We start from the raw sequence: 15253 nt of genomic DNA on the forward strand, positions 1-15253 counted from the left end.
TCAGTCGCCGGTCAGCGTGGCGACGAGCGCCTTGACCTTCTTCTGGCGCCATTGCGGCGTAGGGGCGACGAGCCAGTAGGCGCGCGGCGACGGGATCGGCTCGCCATGGGCGCGGACCCGGCCTTCGATGATGTCCCGCTCGACCAGCAAGGCAGGGACGTGGGCGGTACCGAAGCCGGCGGCGGCGGCATCGATCGCCAGCCCGGCATCGGCGACAGCCAGCGTCGCGTCGCGATCCTGCGACGGGCAGCCCGGCCAGGCGATCGGCGCGCCCTGGGCCAGGCCGACGCGCACCAGCGAGCCATCGGCCAGGCGCACGCCCTCATGGTCGCCGGGGCCCTCGGCATAGACGATCGCAAGGTCGAGATTGGCCTGGGTGAAATCGAGCCCTTCGTCCGCCGACAGCAGGACGAAGCGCAGCTCGGGATCGTCGCGGCCGAAATCGGCGAGGCGCGGCGCGAGCCATTTGGCGGTGAAGTCGCGCGGCGCAGCGATGGTCAGCGTCTTCGACGACTGGCCCGCCTGCATCGCGCGCACCGCTTCCTCGAACTGAAGGAAGCCTGCCCGCAGCGCGTCAAGCCCCGCCTCGCCCTCGGGCGTCAGTTCAAGGCCCTTGGCCGTGCGCCGGAACAGCACGACGCCCAGCGTGTCCTCCAGCGCACGAATCTGCTGCCCGACCGCCGCCGGCGTCACCGCCAGTTCGTCCGCCGCGCGGGTGAAGGACAGGTGCCGCGCCGCCGCGTCGAGAACGCGCAGACCGTTGAGGGGAAGATGCGTCCGCTTCATCGTGCCGTACCCGTCAGAGCGCCACCGCCGGGCCGATCAGCGGGAAGCGCGGGATCGCCGCCTCGAAGGTCGATCCATCCTCGGCGACCATATGATAGCTGCCTTCCATCGAGCCCGTCGGCGTCTGCAGCGGACAGCCCGACACATAATCGAACGACTGGCCCGGCTCGATCACGGGCTGTTCGCCGACCACGCCCTCGCCGCGCACGTCGTGCTTCACGCCGCGCCCGTCGGTGATAAGCCAGTGGCGCGTGAGCAGCTGTACCGCCTGCGCGCCCTCATTCTCGATGCGGATATGATAGGACCAGAACCAGCGGCCGCGCCCCGGTTCCGACTGTTCGGGCATGAAAGACACGGCCACCCGCACCACGACGCCACGGGTCTGCGCGACATGCGGGAAGAGCGCCTTCATGATCATAGGCCGACGGCCTTCAGCGCGCGGTCGAGATCGTCGATCAGGTCGAGCGGATCTTCCAGTCCGACGTTGAGCCTCAGCATGCCTTCCTCGACTCCCATGGCCGCCCGCACCTCGGCCGACAGACCGGCATGAGTGGTAGACGACGGATGCGTCATGAGCGAGCGGGAATCACCGATATTGTTCGAAATGTCGATGAGTTCGAGCGCGTCGAGCAGACCATGCGCCTGCGATCGTCCGCCGTCGAGATAGACCGCGATGATCGTGCCGCCCGCCGACATCTGCTTCATCGCCAGCGCATGCTGCGGATGGCTGGCAAGGCCCGGATAGAGCGCGCGCGGCACCCGCTTCTCCAGAAACTGTGCCACCTGCAGCGCATTCTCGCTCTGCCGGCGGATGCGCAGGTCGAGCGTCTCCATCCCCTTGAGCACCACCCAGGCGTTGAACGCGGACAGGGTCGGCCCGGTGTTGCGGGTGAAGCTCAGCAGCGTATTGTCGATGAACTCCTTGGTGCCGCAGACGGCGCCGGCGAGGACGCGGCCCTGCCCATCCATCATCTTGGTCGCCGAATAGGCGACGATGTCGGCGCCATAGTCGAGCGGCCGCTGCAGCAGCGGAGTGGCGAAGGCGTTGTCGACGATCGTCAGCACGCCGGCATCCTTCGCGATCCGGCACACCGCCTCCAGATCGACGATGTCGAGCGTGGGATTGGCCGGGGTCTCGAAGAAGAACAACCTGGTGTTCGGGCGGATCGCAGCCTTCCACGCGTCATTGTCGGTGCCGTCGACAATGGTCGATTCGATCCCGAAACGGGGTAGCAGCGTGTCGGTCAGCCAGCGGCACGAACCGAAGGCGGCGCGTCCGGCGACGACATGGTCACCCGCCGAAAGCTGGCAAAGCAGCGCAGCGGTCATCGCCGCCATGCCGGACGCCATGCAGCGGGCGGCCTCGGCGCCCTCCATCAGGGCGATGCGTTCCTCGAGCATCTCCACCGTCGGGTTCTGCAGGCGGGAATAGGTCATCCCCTGCTGCTCGCCCGCGAAGCGCGCGGCGGCATCGCCGGCACAGTCATAGGTGAAGCCGGAGGTGAGGAAGATCGCCTCGCTCGTTTCGCCGAAATGCGAGCGCGCGGTGCCGCCCCGGACCGCCTGGGTCGCGGGACGCCATGTGGTGGTGATCGAGCGGTCCTGGCCGGTGAGCTTCTTCATGTCGCCGCTTTGCCGCCCCGGCCCCGCCCCGTCAACGGCAGCATTGTCACGGTGGGCCGCAAAAGGACGCCGATTTCGGCCACAGGACGCTTGCGTCGGGCCACACCAAAATGGATACCGCTCCGGTTCAAATCGCAGGAGAGTCGATGATGGCGACCGATATCCAGGAAATCCCGCTGAAGACGATCAAGGGCGACGACGCCAAGCTGGGCGACTATGCCGGCAAGGTGCTGCTCGCGGTCAACGTCGCGTCGAAGTGCGGCCTGACCCCGCAATATACCGCGCTCGAGCAACTCTACGCGCAGTATAAGGACAAGGGCCTCGTCGTCCTGGGCTTCCCGGCCAATAATTTCGGCGCGCAGGAGCCGGGCACCGAGGAGGAGATCCAGGAGTTCTGCACGACCAATTATGGCGTCGACTTCCCGATGTTCTCGAAGATTTCGGTCAAGGGCGACGACCAGCACCCGCTCTACGCCAAGCTGGTCGAGGCCAAGCCCGACAAGACGTTCAAGGATCAGAGCTTCAAGGAGCGTCTGGCCGGCTATGGCATCGTTCCCGAAAACGACACCGACGTGCTGTGGAATTTCGAGAAATTCCTGATCGCCAAGGACGGCACCGTCGCCGGCCGCTTCGCCCCCGACATCGCCCCCGACGACGCGATCATCGTCGAGGCGATCGAGGCCGAACTCGCGAAGTGATTGTCGGACGCCTTTCCCGTGCTCCCCACGGGAAAGGCGGTGTCCCCGTTTTAGGCGGGTAGTGCCTTACCCCCTTAGGACAATCCGCGGCGTGCGCCTTGCATTAGCGCGGTGTAAAGCAGCCTGGGACTAAGGGACGCCTCATGCGCATCGCGACGATCACCAACTGGGCCTATGGCGCCACGCTGCTGCTCACCTTCGGGTCGGGCGCGGCGTTCATGGTCGCGGCGGACGCGGGCCGGCTCGAGCGGGTCGCGATAGAGGAACGCGAGAGCTATCGCCACGTCGCCGACCAGTTGCAGATCATCGATGACAGGATGCGCGATGAAGTGCGGCTCTACGCCGTCCGGCGTGCGCCCGAGCACAAGCAGGCCTGGCTCGACGACCTGCGGGGCGCGGCGGCGATCGATGCCGTGGTCGCGCAATTGCGGCTTCGCGCCATGCCGGCCCCGGCACGCGCGGCGCTCGAAGAGGCGGAGCGCAATCTCGATCGGATCGAGGCGCTCGAGCGGCAGGCGATAGCGGCGGTCGAGGCCGATCGGCCGGCCGAGGCCCGCGCGCTGCTCTACGGCACCCGCTATATGGCGCTCGAACGGGGCATAGAGCGCGCCACGGCCGTCTTCATGGCGGCGGTCCGCGCCGATCTCGATGGACAGATCGCGCTCGCCCGCGCCCGCGCCGACCGGTGGGACGCGGTCGCGCAGGCGCTGCTGCTGCTCACCGCCCTGCTGTTCCTCGGCGTGCTCTATTTCGTCCTGTCACGGCGCGTGGCACGCCCGCTCACGAAGATGACCGCCGTCGTCAACCGGCTCGCCCGGCGCGACTATGCCGCCGACCTTCCCGACGATCGCCGAAGCGACGAGATCGGCGAGGTCACGCGGGCCGTCCGCCTGTTCCGTCAGGACAGTATCGAGCGCGAACGGCTGGAACGCGAGCGCGACGAGGACCGCCGGATCAAGGACCTGATCGCGCGGATGATGCACCGCATGCAGGGTTGCGACAGCGAGGGCGAACTGGCCGAGGTGGTCGCCTGTTTTCTGCCACAGGCCTTTCCCGACCTGTCCGGGCAGCTGTTCGTGCACGACCAGACTCATGGCCGGCTGCTGTCGATCGGCCGCTGGCAGGAGCCGGTGCTGACCCTGTCCGATTTCGACCCGACCTTTTGCTGGGCGCTGCGGCGCGGGCATCCACATCGCAGCAACCTGCGCGGCGAGGATGTCTGCTGCCAGCATCTGGACGATCCCGAAGGGTCCGACGCGCTGTGCCTGCCGCTGACCGCGCAGGGCGGCGTGGTGGGCATGCTCTATCTGGAATCGGTGGAGCCCGACGGCCGCTACGCGGACCGACAGCTCTATCTCGACCTGATCAGCGAGAATGTCGGCCTGTCGCTCGCCAACATCCAGCTGCGCGCGACGCTGTCGGCGATGGCGACCCGCGACCCGCTGACCGGCCTCGCCAACCGCCGCCATCTCGACGAGAGCTTCAACCGCGAACGCGCACTGGCCGAAAGCCGCAGGACGCTGCTCGCCGCACTGATGATCGACATCGACCATTTCAAGCGCTTCAACGACGACCATGGTCATGATGCGGGCGATCTGGTGATGCAGCATGTCGCCCATGCGCTGATGGCCCATGCGGGCGAGGGCGATCTCGCTTGCCGCTATGGCGGCGAGGAGTTCACGCTGCTGATGCCCGGCGCCGATGCCGCACAGGCCGCCGCACGGGCCGAGGCGATCCGCCAGACGATCCGCAAGGTCGCACTGGCCCATCGCGGCCGCTCGCTGCCCCCGGTGACCGTGTCGATCGGGGTCGCCGCCTTTCCCGAACAATCCGACGCGGCCAGCCTGCTGCGCGTCGCCGACGGCGCACTGCTGACCGCCAAGTCATCCGGCCGCGACCGGGTCGTCGTCGCGGGCGGCGCCCGGCCCTTCGACCCCGACCGCATCGACGCCGCCGCCTGACAGGCACGTCGCAACACCCACCCCCTATTCTTACAGCTAGCTGTAAGAAGATTGACGACCCCGCCCACATCTGGCTTGCTGCCCCCTCACCGCAGGAACAGGCGGGGCGAGGATGGGATGCAAGGCCGGCGGTCGATGGACCGCGCGTGCGCCCACGTCGCGGCCGCCTGTCCAGCGCGACGGAGGGGTGAGGCGATGAGCGACGGCAGGACGATTTCCGACACAGCGCAAGCTTCGGCGCCGCCCGAGGTCGCCTGGTTACCCTTCGTCCTGCTCGGCATCGGCGCGGGGTGCATCTCGGCGCTTCAGCCGCTGCTGCTCGAACTGCTGCGCGCGGCGGGCAAGCTCGACATCGGGCAGATCGGCCTTGCCGCCACCGCCGAGGCGGCGGGAATGGCGATCGCCAGCACGCTCGCGGCGCTGTGCCTGCCGCTTACCCGCCTGCGCGCCAAGGCCGGGCTCGCCATCGCGGCGATGCTGATCGCCAATGGCGGGACCACCGTGACCGAAGGCGGCGTCATCGTCGCGCTGCGCTTCGTCAACGGCGCGGGCGCGGGCGTGCTGCTTTGGGCTCTGATCGGGGTGTTCTCGCGCGCGGCGCAGCCCGCGCGTCTCTTCGCCATCTATGTCACCGCGCAGTCTGTGCTGGCCCTCGCCCTGTCGCAAGCGATCGGCGAGGTCGTCGCCCCCGCCTTCGGACATGGTGGTGCCTATGGACTCCTCGTCGCGATGAACATCGCAATGCTGTTCGCGCTGCCCTGGCTCGCCGATGCGCTGCCCGGCGCGGGCCATGCGGCGCGCGGCCTGCCCGGCGGTCGAGCGATCGTCGCGCTGTTCGCGATCGCCGCCTTCCTGGCGGGGATCATGTCCCTGTGGGTCTATCTGCTGCCCGTGCTGCGCGGCGCCGGGTTCGATGCGCGGACGGCGGGCCATGCGGTGTCGGTCGGCATCGCCGCGCAGATCGCGGGCGGGCTGCTCGCCGCGATCCTGGCGCCGCGCCTGGGCGCGATGGCCGCCTGGATCGCCGGGATCGCCATTGCGGGCGTTGCGGTGCTGCTGCTGACGCAGGGCGGATCGAGCATCGTCATGCTCGCTGCGGCGGCGGCCTTCGGCTTCGTCTGGATCTTCGTTCCGCCCTTCCAGATGCCTGCCGTCCTCGCGGTTGATCCGAGCGGGCGCGGCGCGATGCTGGTGGGCACGGCACAGCTTGGCGGCACGGTGATCGGCCCACTCGGCGCGGCTCCGCTGGTCGAGCGCCATGGCGCGGGCGCTGCGGCGACGGCCGCGCTGGCCTGGCTTGCATTGTCGCTAGTGCTGCTGGTCGTCTCGCGGCTGGGATCGGTCAGGCCGGTTCCGGCTGCGGCCTGACGGTGACGATCATTCGCCGTCGCTGGTCATCGCCATCACGTCGATGAAGCGGCCCCGCGCATCGAAACGGCAGCGGAAGCGCCTGATGCCTTCGGCGCCCTTGTCGACGCTGCCGTCGATCGCGCTGCCTTCCCCCGGCACGACGACGATCGGGCCCGCCTTTACCATCACGCTGCGCACCGCATACATGCCCGACACCTCGCCCCGGCAAAAGGCGGGCCGGACCGCGCGATCGATCGTCCCGCCCCGGCCCGGCGGCCAAAGCCCGGCGGTCGCGACCGGCGCGGTACCGGCGAGACCGAGGGTGAGCGTGTAGCGGGCCGTCTCGTTGCGGCGGGCGGCATTGCGCATCAGATAGACGCGCACCGCATATGTCCCGTTCGCCGCCAGCACCGACGAGAAACGGTTGCCCGAGATCGCGCCGTTGAACAGCGCCTCGGGCGCGCCCTGCACACCGACGTTGAAATAGCTCGACCGGTTGCTGGTACTGAAGCGCACGCTCAGCGTCTGCCCGGCGGCGGCGCGCAGGCTATAGTCGATCACGTCATAGCCGCGGATCGTGCCGTGGATCACCTGCCGCGTCGCGCCGCCCGAAAAGATCACCGGCACGGTGCGGATGCCCGGCTCGGCCTGCACCGGCCCCGCCGCCAGCGCCAGCGCGCCTATCACCGCCTTCGTCACCATTGCGCGACCACCTCCAGACACTCGGAACCAGTAGCCCACCGCCGCCAGCATAATCACGGACCGGACCGCTTGTCCGCACGATTCTGCACCTGTGCAACGATAGGGCGCCGGAGCGCCCTTTCGGGGCTGCTTGCCGACTGTATTATCTTGGTATAGCAGCAGATCAGTAGATCAAGAGGGTGCCTGAATGAAGACTCTGCTTGCCGCGGTCGCCCTGACCGCCTTGTCGCTGCCGCTCGCCCAGGCCGCCGTTGCGGCCCCGACCGAAACCACCGCTTCCGTTCCGCGCGGCATCCTGTCCGATACCGCTACCCCGACCGCCTATCGGCTCGACCTCACCATATTGCCCGATCAGGAGCGCTTTTCGGGCCATGCCGAAATCGACGTGACGCTGAAGGCGCAGTCGAGCTTCCTCTACCTGCACGCCCGCGACCTGAAGATGAGCAAGGTCGTCGCCCGCGTCGGCGGCAGGACCATCGCCGCGCGCCATGCCGAGGTCGACCCGTCGGGGGTGCTGCGCCTCGACTTCGCGAGCCCGCTGCCCGCCGGCAAGGCGGTGCTGAGCTTCGATTATGATGCGCCCTTCGGCGACGGCCCGGCGGGGCTGTACCGCATCAAGGTCGCGGACCAGTGGTATGCCTGGACCCAGTTCCAGTCGATCGACGCGCGCGCCGCCTTCCCCGGCTTCGACCAGCCCGGCTACAAGACGCCCTTCACCGTTTCGATCACCACCCGGCCCGGACTGACCGCGCTCAGCAACGCGCCGGTCGCGCGCAGCGTGAAGGCGGGCGATCTGATCCGCCATGAGTTCGTGGCGACCCGGCCCCTGCCCACCTATCTGATGGCGTTCGTGGTCGGCCCCTTCTCGACCGCGTCGGGCGAGGTGCCGGCGACCGCGCAGCGCGCCGAACCACTACCGATCCGCATCGTCGGCACCCAGCCCTATAAGGACAAGCTCGACTTCGCGCTGGAAAACACCAAGCCGATCGTGTCGCTGCTCGAAAAATATTTCGACTCCGGCTTCCCCTTCCCCAAGCTCGACCAGATCGGCTCGCCGGTGATGCCAGGCGCGATGGAGAATGCGGGCGCCGACATCTATGGCGACACGATCCTGCTGCTCGATCGCGGCGCTTCGACCGACCAGAAGAAGACCTTCGGCATGGTCGTCGCCCACGAACTGGCGCACCAGTGGTTCGGCGATCTCGTCACCCCCGCCTGGTGGGACGATCTGTGGCTGAACGAGAGCTTCGCCAACTGGATGGGCTATCGCATCGGCGACGAATGGCGCCCCGACCTGAAGATCGGCGCGGGCGCGATCGACGAGGCCTTCGCGGCAATGAACACCGATGCGCTGAAGGCGGGCCGACCGATCCACCAGCCGATCCCGACCAATGGCGACATCGACAGCGCGTTCGATCAAGTGACCTATGGCAAGGGCGGGCAGGTCGTCGCGATGATCGCCGCCTATCTGGGCGACGAGAAATTCCGCGACGGGGTGCGGCTGCACCTGAAGCGCTATGCCTATGGCACGGCCAACACCGACCAGTTCTTCGGCTCGCTCGCCGATGCCGCGCACGACCCGCGCGTGCTCGCCTCGCTCAAGAGCTTCGTCGACCAGCAGGGCGTGCCCGTCGTCCGCGTCGAGCGCACGAGCGGCGGCCTCGCGGTCAGCCAGAAGCGCTATGCCCTGCTCGGCACCGAGTTGCCGGCGCAGAGCTGGATCATCCCGCTGTGCGTACGCGTGGGCGAGACGCGGCAATGTTCGCTGCTCGACAAGCCCTCGACGGTGCTGCCGATCAGCGCGCCGGGCATGATCATCCCCAATGCAGGCGGGACGGGCTATTATCGCTTCTCGCTGCCCGAGGGGGAATGGAAGACGATGATCGCAGGCGCAGGAACGCTACCGCCGGGCGAGGCGCTGGCGCTGACCGACAGCCTGTGGGCGGGCTTCCGCGCGGGCGAATTGCCCCCGTCGCTGCTGCTCGACGCAGCCCGCGCGATGGCGGCCAACGACTATTCGGTCGCCGCAGTCGATGGCGGCTTGCGTCTCGCGGGCCTGCGCCAGCGCGGGCTGATCGCGGGTGATGCCCTGCCCGGCTATCGCCGTTTCCTGACCGATGTCTATGGCCCCAGGCTCGCCGCGATCGGCTTCGATCCCGCGACCGGTGCCCATGCCAGCGACGATGGGGACCTGCAGAAGCTAAGGTCGGACCTGGTGGGCCTGCTGGCAGGCGAGGCCGAGGATCCGGCGCTCCAGACTCGGCTCGCCAAGGCTGCGAGCGACTGGATGGCCGGCGACGCGAAGGCGCTCGACCAGTCCTATCTCGGTGCCGCGCTCGGCGCCTATCTCGCCAAGGGCGGTCTGCCGGCGGCGGAAGCGCTGTTCGAGCGGGCGGCCAAGACCGACGACACGCTGTTCCGCGACAGCGCGATCGGCGCGCTCGCATCGACCGGCAAGGCAGAAACCGGACGCTGGCTGCTCGGCAAGCTCGACGACGAGCGGCTGCGCAACCCGGACCGCCTGTCGATCCTGCAATATCTGGCGCTCGAGCCCGAAACGGTCGAGATGAGCTACGCCTATGTCGCAGCCCATTATGACGATCTGGTCAAGAATGCCGGGCTGTTCGCCGCCGGCCGGCTGCCCAGCCTGCCGATCCGCTATTGCTCTGTCGACAAGGCCGCCAAGGTCGAGAAGGACTTCCGCCCGCAGGTCGAAAAGCACCAGCGTGGAGCGCTGAGCCTCGACCGGACGGTCGAGCAGATCCACAGCTGCGGCATATTGCGCGACAAGCGCGGCGCGGAAATCCTCGCCGCTTTCCGCTGAACGATCGGGCGGCGGCCGTCAGGAAAAGACGACGGTCGTCGCCCCGTTCATCAGCACCCGGTCTTCGAGAAAGGCGCGGACCGCGCTGGCGAGGACGCGCCGCTCGATGTCGCGGCCCTTGCGAACCAGGTCGTCGGGCGTGTCGCGGTGGCTGACGCGCTCGGTGTCCTGTTCGATGATCGGCCCCTCGTCGAGGTCGGCCGTCACATAATGGGCGGTCGCCCCGATCAGCTTCACCCCGCGCGCATGCGCCTGGTGATAGGGCTTGGCGCCCTTGAAGCCAGGCAGGAAGCTGTGGTGGATGTTGATGCAGCGCCCGGTCAGGAAGGCGGCGAGGTCGTCGCTCAATATCTGCATATAGCGGGCGAGCACCACCAGATCGGCACCCGTCTCCTCGACGATCGCCTTGATGCGCGCTTCCTGCTGCGGCTTGTCACCCTTGCTAATGGGCAGATGGTGAAAGGGAATCGTCCCGAAATCGAGATGGGCATAGGTCTCGCGCGGGTGGTTCGAGACGATGCCGACCGGCTCCATCTCCAGTTCGCCGATTTTCCAGCGGTAGAGCAGGTCGGCGAGACAATGATCGAATTTGCTGGCCAGCAACAGCACGCGCTTGCGGGCCGAAGATGCGCGGAAACGATAGTCGAGGCCATGGTCTGCACCCACCGGCGCGAAGCCCGCCTCGACCTGGGCGAGATCGGCACCCCCGACCAGCGCGAACTCGACCCGCATGAAGAAACGACCCGTCATCAGATCGTCGAACTGCTGCGCCTCGATGATGTTGGCGCCATGGCGGGCGAGCGAGGTGGAGACGGCGGCCACTATCCCCGGATGATCGACGCAGGACAGGGTCAGGATATAAGTCTCGGACATCAGGGCTTCCCAGCGAAACGGCTTTGCGCGCCTGTCGCTTGGCGGCACCCGTGGCAGCGGTCAAGCCTGTGCGAGGTCGATGCCCACCTTGCGAAGGGCCTCCGCCGTGATCGCCCGTGCCGCAGGCCAGAGCCGCGGATCGCGTTGCAGCCCCAGCCAGGCCGCCGACAGCAACGGGAAGCCGAGCATTCCCGCCATGCCGCCCAGCCGGTGCCCGATCGGCGCCATGTCCGCTCCGCCCTCGATCGCCGCGACGCCCTCGGCGAGGCCGATGTGGAAGCGAGCGACCATGTCGGCCGCCGCGTCCTTGCCGAGCAGCACGCCGAGACGGTCTATCGCGCCGCCGTCATCTGCGCGCAGATGTTCCCCCACTGCCGCAGGAAGCACGCGCCGGAGCGCCGCGAGGTCAAAAGCAAACGGAAGCCGGTGATACCAGCCCTCCTCGCTCCCAGGGTCGCCCCCCTCCCGTGCTTCATCGATGCGCACAACCGGCACTCCGGTGCCGGCTATGCGGCGAAGCGGCGCGATCCAGCGCTCCGCGAGCCGACCTGCAATTAGTATTGCGACACAATCGCAAAAATCCAAATCGTCGGGATCAGGGTCCGCAATCGTTCGCAAGACCGGCGCAGAACTTGCCAGACAAGCCGACAGAAGCGGCGTTAACAGCTCTTCGGGATCGATTAGGAGAATCACCTAGATTTGCCTTCTTCCCTGACAGCCTTGATGGTTATACTAAAGTCTTAGGAGCTTTTCTCCAGTGGCGTGGGGCCTGAGAGAAAAGTCAGAGAGGAGTGGATCGCCGGCTCCTTGTTCGGCGGTTATGCGTATCGGGGACGGTCTGTGCCTAACGGGCGGATTTTGGTAGCGGACGATCATCCGCTCATTCGGGAAGCTATTCAGCTTTCGATGAGCGCGCGGCACTCGGGCATGGTCGTGGACACGGCGGGTTCGATCGCGGAAGCCGAGGAACTGATCCGTGGAAACGGTCATTACCGGCTGCTGATTCTCGATTATGAACTCCCCGATTCCAACGGCTTCGGTGGATTTTTTAGGCTCCAGCATCTGCTGGACCGGACGCCGATCGCGATCATCTCCTCGCATGACGGCGAACAGATGGTGTCGACCGCGCAGGCGGTCGGCGCATCGGCATTCCTCTCCAAACGGCTGCCGCTGGAACGGACTTTGGCCTCGATCGAAATGATCCTGAATGGCGGCCGGGTATTCCCCCAGAGCGGCTCGGTCGATGCCAGCGTCGACGATCTTCGCAAGCGGTTCGAATCGCTTTCGGGTGCGCAGCGGCGCGTGTTGCTGGCGCTGGCGAGCGGCGACCTCAACAAGCAGATTGCTGGTGACCTGGGCGTGTCAGAAGCGACGATCAAGGCGCATCTGTCCGCGATCTTCCGGAAATTGGGAGTCACCAACCGCACCCAGGCGATCCTGGCGATGCGGCCGCTGCTGCAGCCTGAATGACGCGAGCCCGGGGGCGCCGCTCCGACCTCAAGCCAGGCTGGCTGTCCATCGCCTGTGTCGCGGCGCTCGCCCCGCTGACGCTCGCAGGCTTCAGCTTTTGGGTCGAACACGAGGCGCGCCACGACATTAGTACGCGGTTGACCATCTACCGGGCCCAGTCCCATCAGCGCGAAGTAACCGAGCTCCTGTCGCTGCTGAAGGATGCGGAGACCGGGCAACGCGGCTATCTGATCAGCGGCGATCGCGCCTTCCTCGGGCCCTATATCGACGCACGCGCGCGGCTGCCGCGCCAGATCGAGAAGGTCCGGGCGCTTGCCGCTTCGCCTCGCGAAACCGAAGATATTGCCCTGCTGTCGCAACTCACCACCGCCAAGCTTGGCGAATTGCAGCGTGTGATCAGCGTGCGAGACCGCGAGGGAATGGCGGCGGCGGCCGAAGCGCTGAAGCGCGGGGAAGGCAAGCGGTTGATGGACCGCATGCGGATGCTCGTCGAAGCCATGAACCGCCGTACCGACGCAACCCTTGTCCGGAAGATGGACGAGGAGGAGCGGCGCTACGACGAAATCCGGGTTCAGGTTCTCGCCTCGGTGCTGATCAGCGCCCTGCTCGCCGGCAGCGTCGGCATCTGGATCGGCCGCGACCGGCGGATGCGCCACCTGCTCAACCGCGAGCGCGCCGACATCGCCGCGCGCCAGCGGGCGATCTTCGAAAGCGCGACCGACGCGATCATCCTGATCAATCCGAGCGGCAGCATCGAAACCATAAATCCGGCCGCAGAGCGCATGTTCCTCTACAATGCCGCCGAACTGCTGCGCCGCGACATCTCTACGCTGATCGACATCGCGCCGGGCGAAGGCTCGTTCCTGTCGCGGCTGGGCGTGCGCGACGGGCGGCTGACCAAGACCGAACTGATCGACGTCGTCGGGCGAACCAGCGCGGGCGAGACGATCGCCCTCGACGTCGTCCTCGGGACGATGGAATTGCCCGACGGCGTCCATATCGTCGCCGCGCTGCGCGATGCGACGAGCCGCAAGGAAGTGGACCAGCTCAAGGACGACTTCATATCCACCGTCAGCCATGAGTTGCGGACGCCGCTGACGTCGATCGTCGGCTCGCTCGGGCTGCTGCGCAGCGGTGCCGCCGGGGTGCTGCCCGAAGATGCGCAACGCCTCGCCGAGATCGCGGAGACGAACAGCCAGCGCCTGATCCGCCTGATCAACGACATTCTCGACATCGACCAGATTCGCAAAGGGCGGATGGCCTTCGACTATGCGGTGGTCGACCTGCGCGACGTGATGCACAAGGCGGTCGAGACGATGCAGGGTCTGGCCGGGCGCCGTTCGGTGACGATCGACTGCCGGGCGCCAAGCCATCCTGTCATGGCCTGCGCCGACCAGGACCGGCTGGTTCAGGTAGCGGGCAACCTCCTGTCGAATGCGATCAAATTCTCGCCCGAAGGCTCGACCGTGAAGTTCGAGCTTTTTCCCGGCGACGAGGACCATGTTATCCAGGTTACGGACAGCGGCCCGGGCATCGCGCCGGACTTCGCCGGGTCGATCTTCAACCGCTTTGCCCGCGCCGACCGTCCGGCCAACCGAAAGGTGGGCGGCACCGGACTCGGCCTCGCCATCTCGCGCGAGATCGTGCGGAGCCATGGCGGCGACATATCCTTCGAGAATCGCGCCGAGGGGGGGGCGATCTTCGCCTTCAGCATACCCCGGGATACCGCCAGCCTGACCGAGTCCGACAATGCCGTCCGGCTGCTGGTGTGCGAGCAGGAGCCCGAGCATGGGCGATCGATCCAGTCGATGCTCAACGCCCAGGGCTATGCGAGCGATCTGGTGATGACGGTGCGCGACGGCATCGCCCACGCCCGGTCGCAGCCCTATGAGGCGGTCATCCTCAACCCGGCTATGGGCGAGATCGAGGGCATCGATGCAGTGCGGCGCTTCGGTCTCGCGCGAACACGGGCCAAGCATCCGACCCCCATCATCGTCATCACCGATCGGCCGCCGCCGATGGATGGCAGCGACCGCCCGATCGCGGCCTGGCTGCAGCGGCCGGTCGATCCACGAAGGATGGTGCAGATCGTGCAGCGGGCCATCCGTCGCGCCGACCACCGCAAGGCGGTCATCCTCCACGTCGACGACGACGACGACACGCGCGAGTTGTTCGCCACAGCTCTGGCCGGGCGCGGCCTGCTGCTCAACGCGACCAGCCTGCGCTCTGCCGACAAGATCCTGGCGGAACGCCTGCCCGACGCGATCGTGCTCGACCTGGGTCTCCCCGACGGATCGGGCAAGCGCCTGCTCACCGACGTCAAGCGCTGGAAGAGACCGCTGCCGATCATCGTCTATTCCGCCCAGGAGATTGACGAGGAGACGCGCAGGCTCGCCGATGCGGTGATCGTAAAGTCCCGCCGTGCCCTGTCTCGCCTCGCCACGACCGTCCTCGACATCGTCGACCGCCATGGAGGTCCGCAATGAATGACACGACCCGCATTCTCTATGTGGACGACGAAAGCGACATTCGGTTGATCGTGCAGATGGCGCTCCGGATCGACCCCAGTTTCGAAGTGCGCGCGGCGGAGTCCGGAGATGAGGCCCTGAGCCAGCTCGCCTCGGACGACTGGCGGCCCGACCTTGCCATGATCGACGTCATGATGCCGGGAATGAGCGGCCCGGATCTTCTCCGCGCGATGCGGCAGGATGAGCGAACCGCATCGATTCCGGTCGTGTTCGTCACGGCCAGAGCGCGGCCCGAGGACGTCGACGATTATCTGGCGGCGGGAGCGCTCGGGGTGATCACCAAGCCCTTCGACCCGCTCCAGCTCGCCCCGCAGGTGCATGAGCTGCTGAACGACTGATCCAGAAAACGGCATAAAATTGCACGATCCGGCGCCCGCACGCGAAAAAGCGCGCAGGCTATCCCAGGCTCCGCATGGAGATTGCATTTTCCGTAACAAT

At 67.2% G+C, this 15253-nt stretch carries 13 protein-coding genes; 7 read left to right on the top strand and 6 right to left on the bottom strand.

All coding sequences use genetic code 11. From position 1 onward, the window contains the following. The 3 genes from G6P88_RS04030 to metZ are packed head-to-tail and all read right to left on the bottom strand — an operon-like array spanning position 1 to position 2409. On the bottom strand, positions 1 to 786 hold the full coding sequence (locus G6P88_RS04030; RefSeq protein WP_165321949.1) for a LysR family transcriptional regulator: 786 nt from the start codon (positions 784 to 786) through the stop codon (positions 1 to 3). Between the two features lie 13 nt (positions 787 to 799). After that, entirely contained in the window at positions 800 to 1198 is a 399-nt protein-coding gene (gene apaG / locus G6P88_RS04035; protein WP_165321950.1) for a Co2+/Mg2+ efflux protein ApaG, read from the bottom strand. A 2-nt stretch (positions 1199 to 1200) separates the two neighbouring features. Then, positions 1201 to 2409 carry an O-succinylhomoserine sulfhydrylase gene (gene metZ / locus G6P88_RS04040; RefSeq protein WP_165321951.1) on the bottom strand — a complete coding sequence of 403 codons (1209 nt, stop codon included), beginning with the start codon at positions 2407 to 2409 and terminating at the stop codon, positions 1201 to 1203. Between the two features lie 149 nt (positions 2410 to 2558). On the opposite strand from metZ, the gene G6P88_RS04045 reads away from it, so the two are divergent. The 3 genes from G6P88_RS04045 to G6P88_RS04055 all read left to right on the top strand — a co-directional run bounded on the left by G6P88_RS04045 (position 2559) and on the right by G6P88_RS04055 (position 6436). Next, positions 2559 to 3107 (top strand): glutathione peroxidase, encoded by a 549-nt coding sequence (locus G6P88_RS04045; protein WP_165324886.1) that lies wholly within the window; start codon positions 2559 to 2561, stop codon positions 3105 to 3107. Between the two features lie 143 nt (positions 3108 to 3250). Further along, the gene (locus tag G6P88_RS04050; RefSeq protein ID WP_165321952.1) at positions 3251 to 5068 is read left to right on the top strand and encodes a sensor domain-containing diguanylate cyclase; all 1818 of its coding nucleotides are present in this window, start codon (positions 3251 to 3253) and stop codon (positions 5066 to 5068) included. A 195-nt stretch (positions 5069 to 5263) separates the two neighbouring features. Beyond that, entirely contained in the window at positions 5264 to 6436 is a 1173-nt protein-coding gene (locus tag G6P88_RS04055) for a hypothetical protein (RefSeq protein WP_165321953.1), read from the top strand. Positions 6437 to 6445: 9 nt separating this feature from the next. Here the strand turns inward: G6P88_RS04055 and G6P88_RS04060 are convergent, their stop codons facing one another. Further along, a complete protein-coding gene (locus G6P88_RS04060; protein ID WP_165321954.1) occupies positions 6446 to 7120 on the bottom strand; it encodes a hypothetical protein in 675 nt (224 codons plus the stop codon). 187 nt (positions 7121 to 7307) lie between these two features. Between G6P88_RS04060 and G6P88_RS04065 the strand changes: the two genes are divergently transcribed. Then, positions 7308 to 9944 carry a M1 family metallopeptidase gene (locus G6P88_RS04065; RefSeq protein ID WP_165321955.1) on the top strand — a complete coding sequence of 879 codons (2637 nt, stop codon included), beginning with the start codon at positions 7308 to 7310 and terminating at the stop codon, positions 9942 to 9944. An 18-nt stretch (positions 9945 to 9962) separates the two neighbouring features. Here G6P88_RS04065 and purU read toward each other — a convergent pair whose 3' ends face one another. Beyond that, entirely contained in the window at positions 9963 to 10817 is an 855-nt protein-coding gene (purU, locus tag G6P88_RS04070) for a formyltetrahydrofolate deformylase (RefSeq protein ID WP_165321956.1), read from the bottom strand. A 60-nt stretch (positions 10818 to 10877) separates the two neighbouring features. Then, complete coding sequence (locus tag G6P88_RS04075; RefSeq protein WP_165321957.1) at positions 10878 to 11303, bottom strand: hypothetical protein; 426 nt, start codon at positions 11301 to 11303, stop codon at positions 10878 to 10880. A gap of 321 nt (positions 11304 to 11624) precedes the next feature. Here G6P88_RS04075 and G6P88_RS04080 point away from each other — a divergent pair, with 321 nt between their 5' ends. Genes G6P88_RS04080 through G6P88_RS04090 form a run of 3 tightly spaced genes read left to right on the top strand, consistent with a single transcriptional unit; the run spans position 11625 to position 15153 of the window. Beyond that, positions 11625 to 12287 (top strand): response regulator transcription factor, encoded by a 663-nt coding sequence (locus G6P88_RS04080; RefSeq protein WP_226946715.1) that lies wholly within the window; start codon positions 11625 to 11627, stop codon positions 12285 to 12287. Beyond that, on the top strand, positions 12284 to 14773 hold the full coding sequence (locus G6P88_RS04085; protein ID WP_165321958.1) for a CHASE3 domain-containing protein: 2490 nt from the start codon (positions 12284 to 12286) through the stop codon (positions 14771 to 14773). The genes G6P88_RS04080 and G6P88_RS04085 overlap by 4 nt, the downstream gene beginning before the upstream one ends. Continuing rightward, positions 14770 to 15153: a response regulator gene (locus G6P88_RS04090; protein ID WP_165321959.1), complete on the top strand. Its 384-nt coding sequence runs from the start codon at positions 14770 to 14772 to the stop codon at positions 15151 to 15153. The genes G6P88_RS04085 and G6P88_RS04090 overlap by 4 nt, the downstream gene beginning before the upstream one ends. Positions 15154 to 15253 lie beyond the last annotated feature (100 nt).

This window comes from Rhizorhabdus phycosphaerae (assembly GCF_011044255.1).
Classification (GTDB): domain Bacteria; phylum Pseudomonadota; class Alphaproteobacteria; order Sphingomonadales; family Sphingomonadaceae; genus Rhizorhabdus; species Rhizorhabdus phycosphaerae.

Excerpts from the sequence above, each read along its gene's own strand:
- G6P88_RS04085 (WP_165321958.1), top strand. The coding sequence starts at position 12,284 with ATGACGCGAGCCCGGGGGCGCCGCTCCGACCTCAAGCCAGGCTGGCTG.
- metZ (WP_165321951.1), bottom strand. The coding sequence starts at position 2,409 with ATGAAGAAGCTCACCGGCCAGGACCGCTCGATCACCACCACATGGCGT.
- G6P88_RS04045 (WP_165324886.1), top strand. The coding sequence starts at position 2,559 with ATGGCGACCGATATCCAGGAAATCCCGCTGAAGACGATCAAGGGCGAC.
- G6P88_RS04060 (WP_165321954.1), bottom strand. The coding sequence starts at position 7,120 with ATGGTGACGAAGGCGGTGATAGGCGCGCTGGCGCTGGCGGCGGGGCCG.
- G6P88_RS04030 (WP_165321949.1), bottom strand. The coding sequence starts at position 786 with ATGAAGCGGACGCATCTTCCCCTCAACGGTCTGCGCGTTCTCGACGCG.
- apaG (WP_165321950.1), bottom strand. The coding sequence starts at position 1,198 with ATGAAGGCGCTCTTCCCGCATGTCGCGCAGACCCGTGGCGTCGTGGTG.
- G6P88_RS04050 (WP_165321952.1), top strand. The coding sequence starts at position 3,251 with ATGCGCATCGCGACGATCACCAACTGGGCCTATGGCGCCACGCTGCTG.
- purU (WP_165321956.1), bottom strand. The coding sequence starts at position 10,817 with ATGTCCGAGACTTATATCCTGACCCTGTCCTGCGTCGATCATCCGGGG.
- G6P88_RS04090 (WP_165321959.1), top strand. The coding sequence starts at position 14,770 with ATGAATGACACGACCCGCATTCTCTATGTGGACGACGAAAGCGACATT.
- G6P88_RS04065 (WP_165321955.1), top strand. The coding sequence starts at position 7,308 with ATGAAGACTCTGCTTGCCGCGGTCGCCCTGACCGCCTTGTCGCTGCCG.
- G6P88_RS04055 (WP_165321953.1), top strand. The coding sequence starts at position 5,264 with ATGAGCGACGGCAGGACGATTTCCGACACAGCGCAAGCTTCGGCGCCG.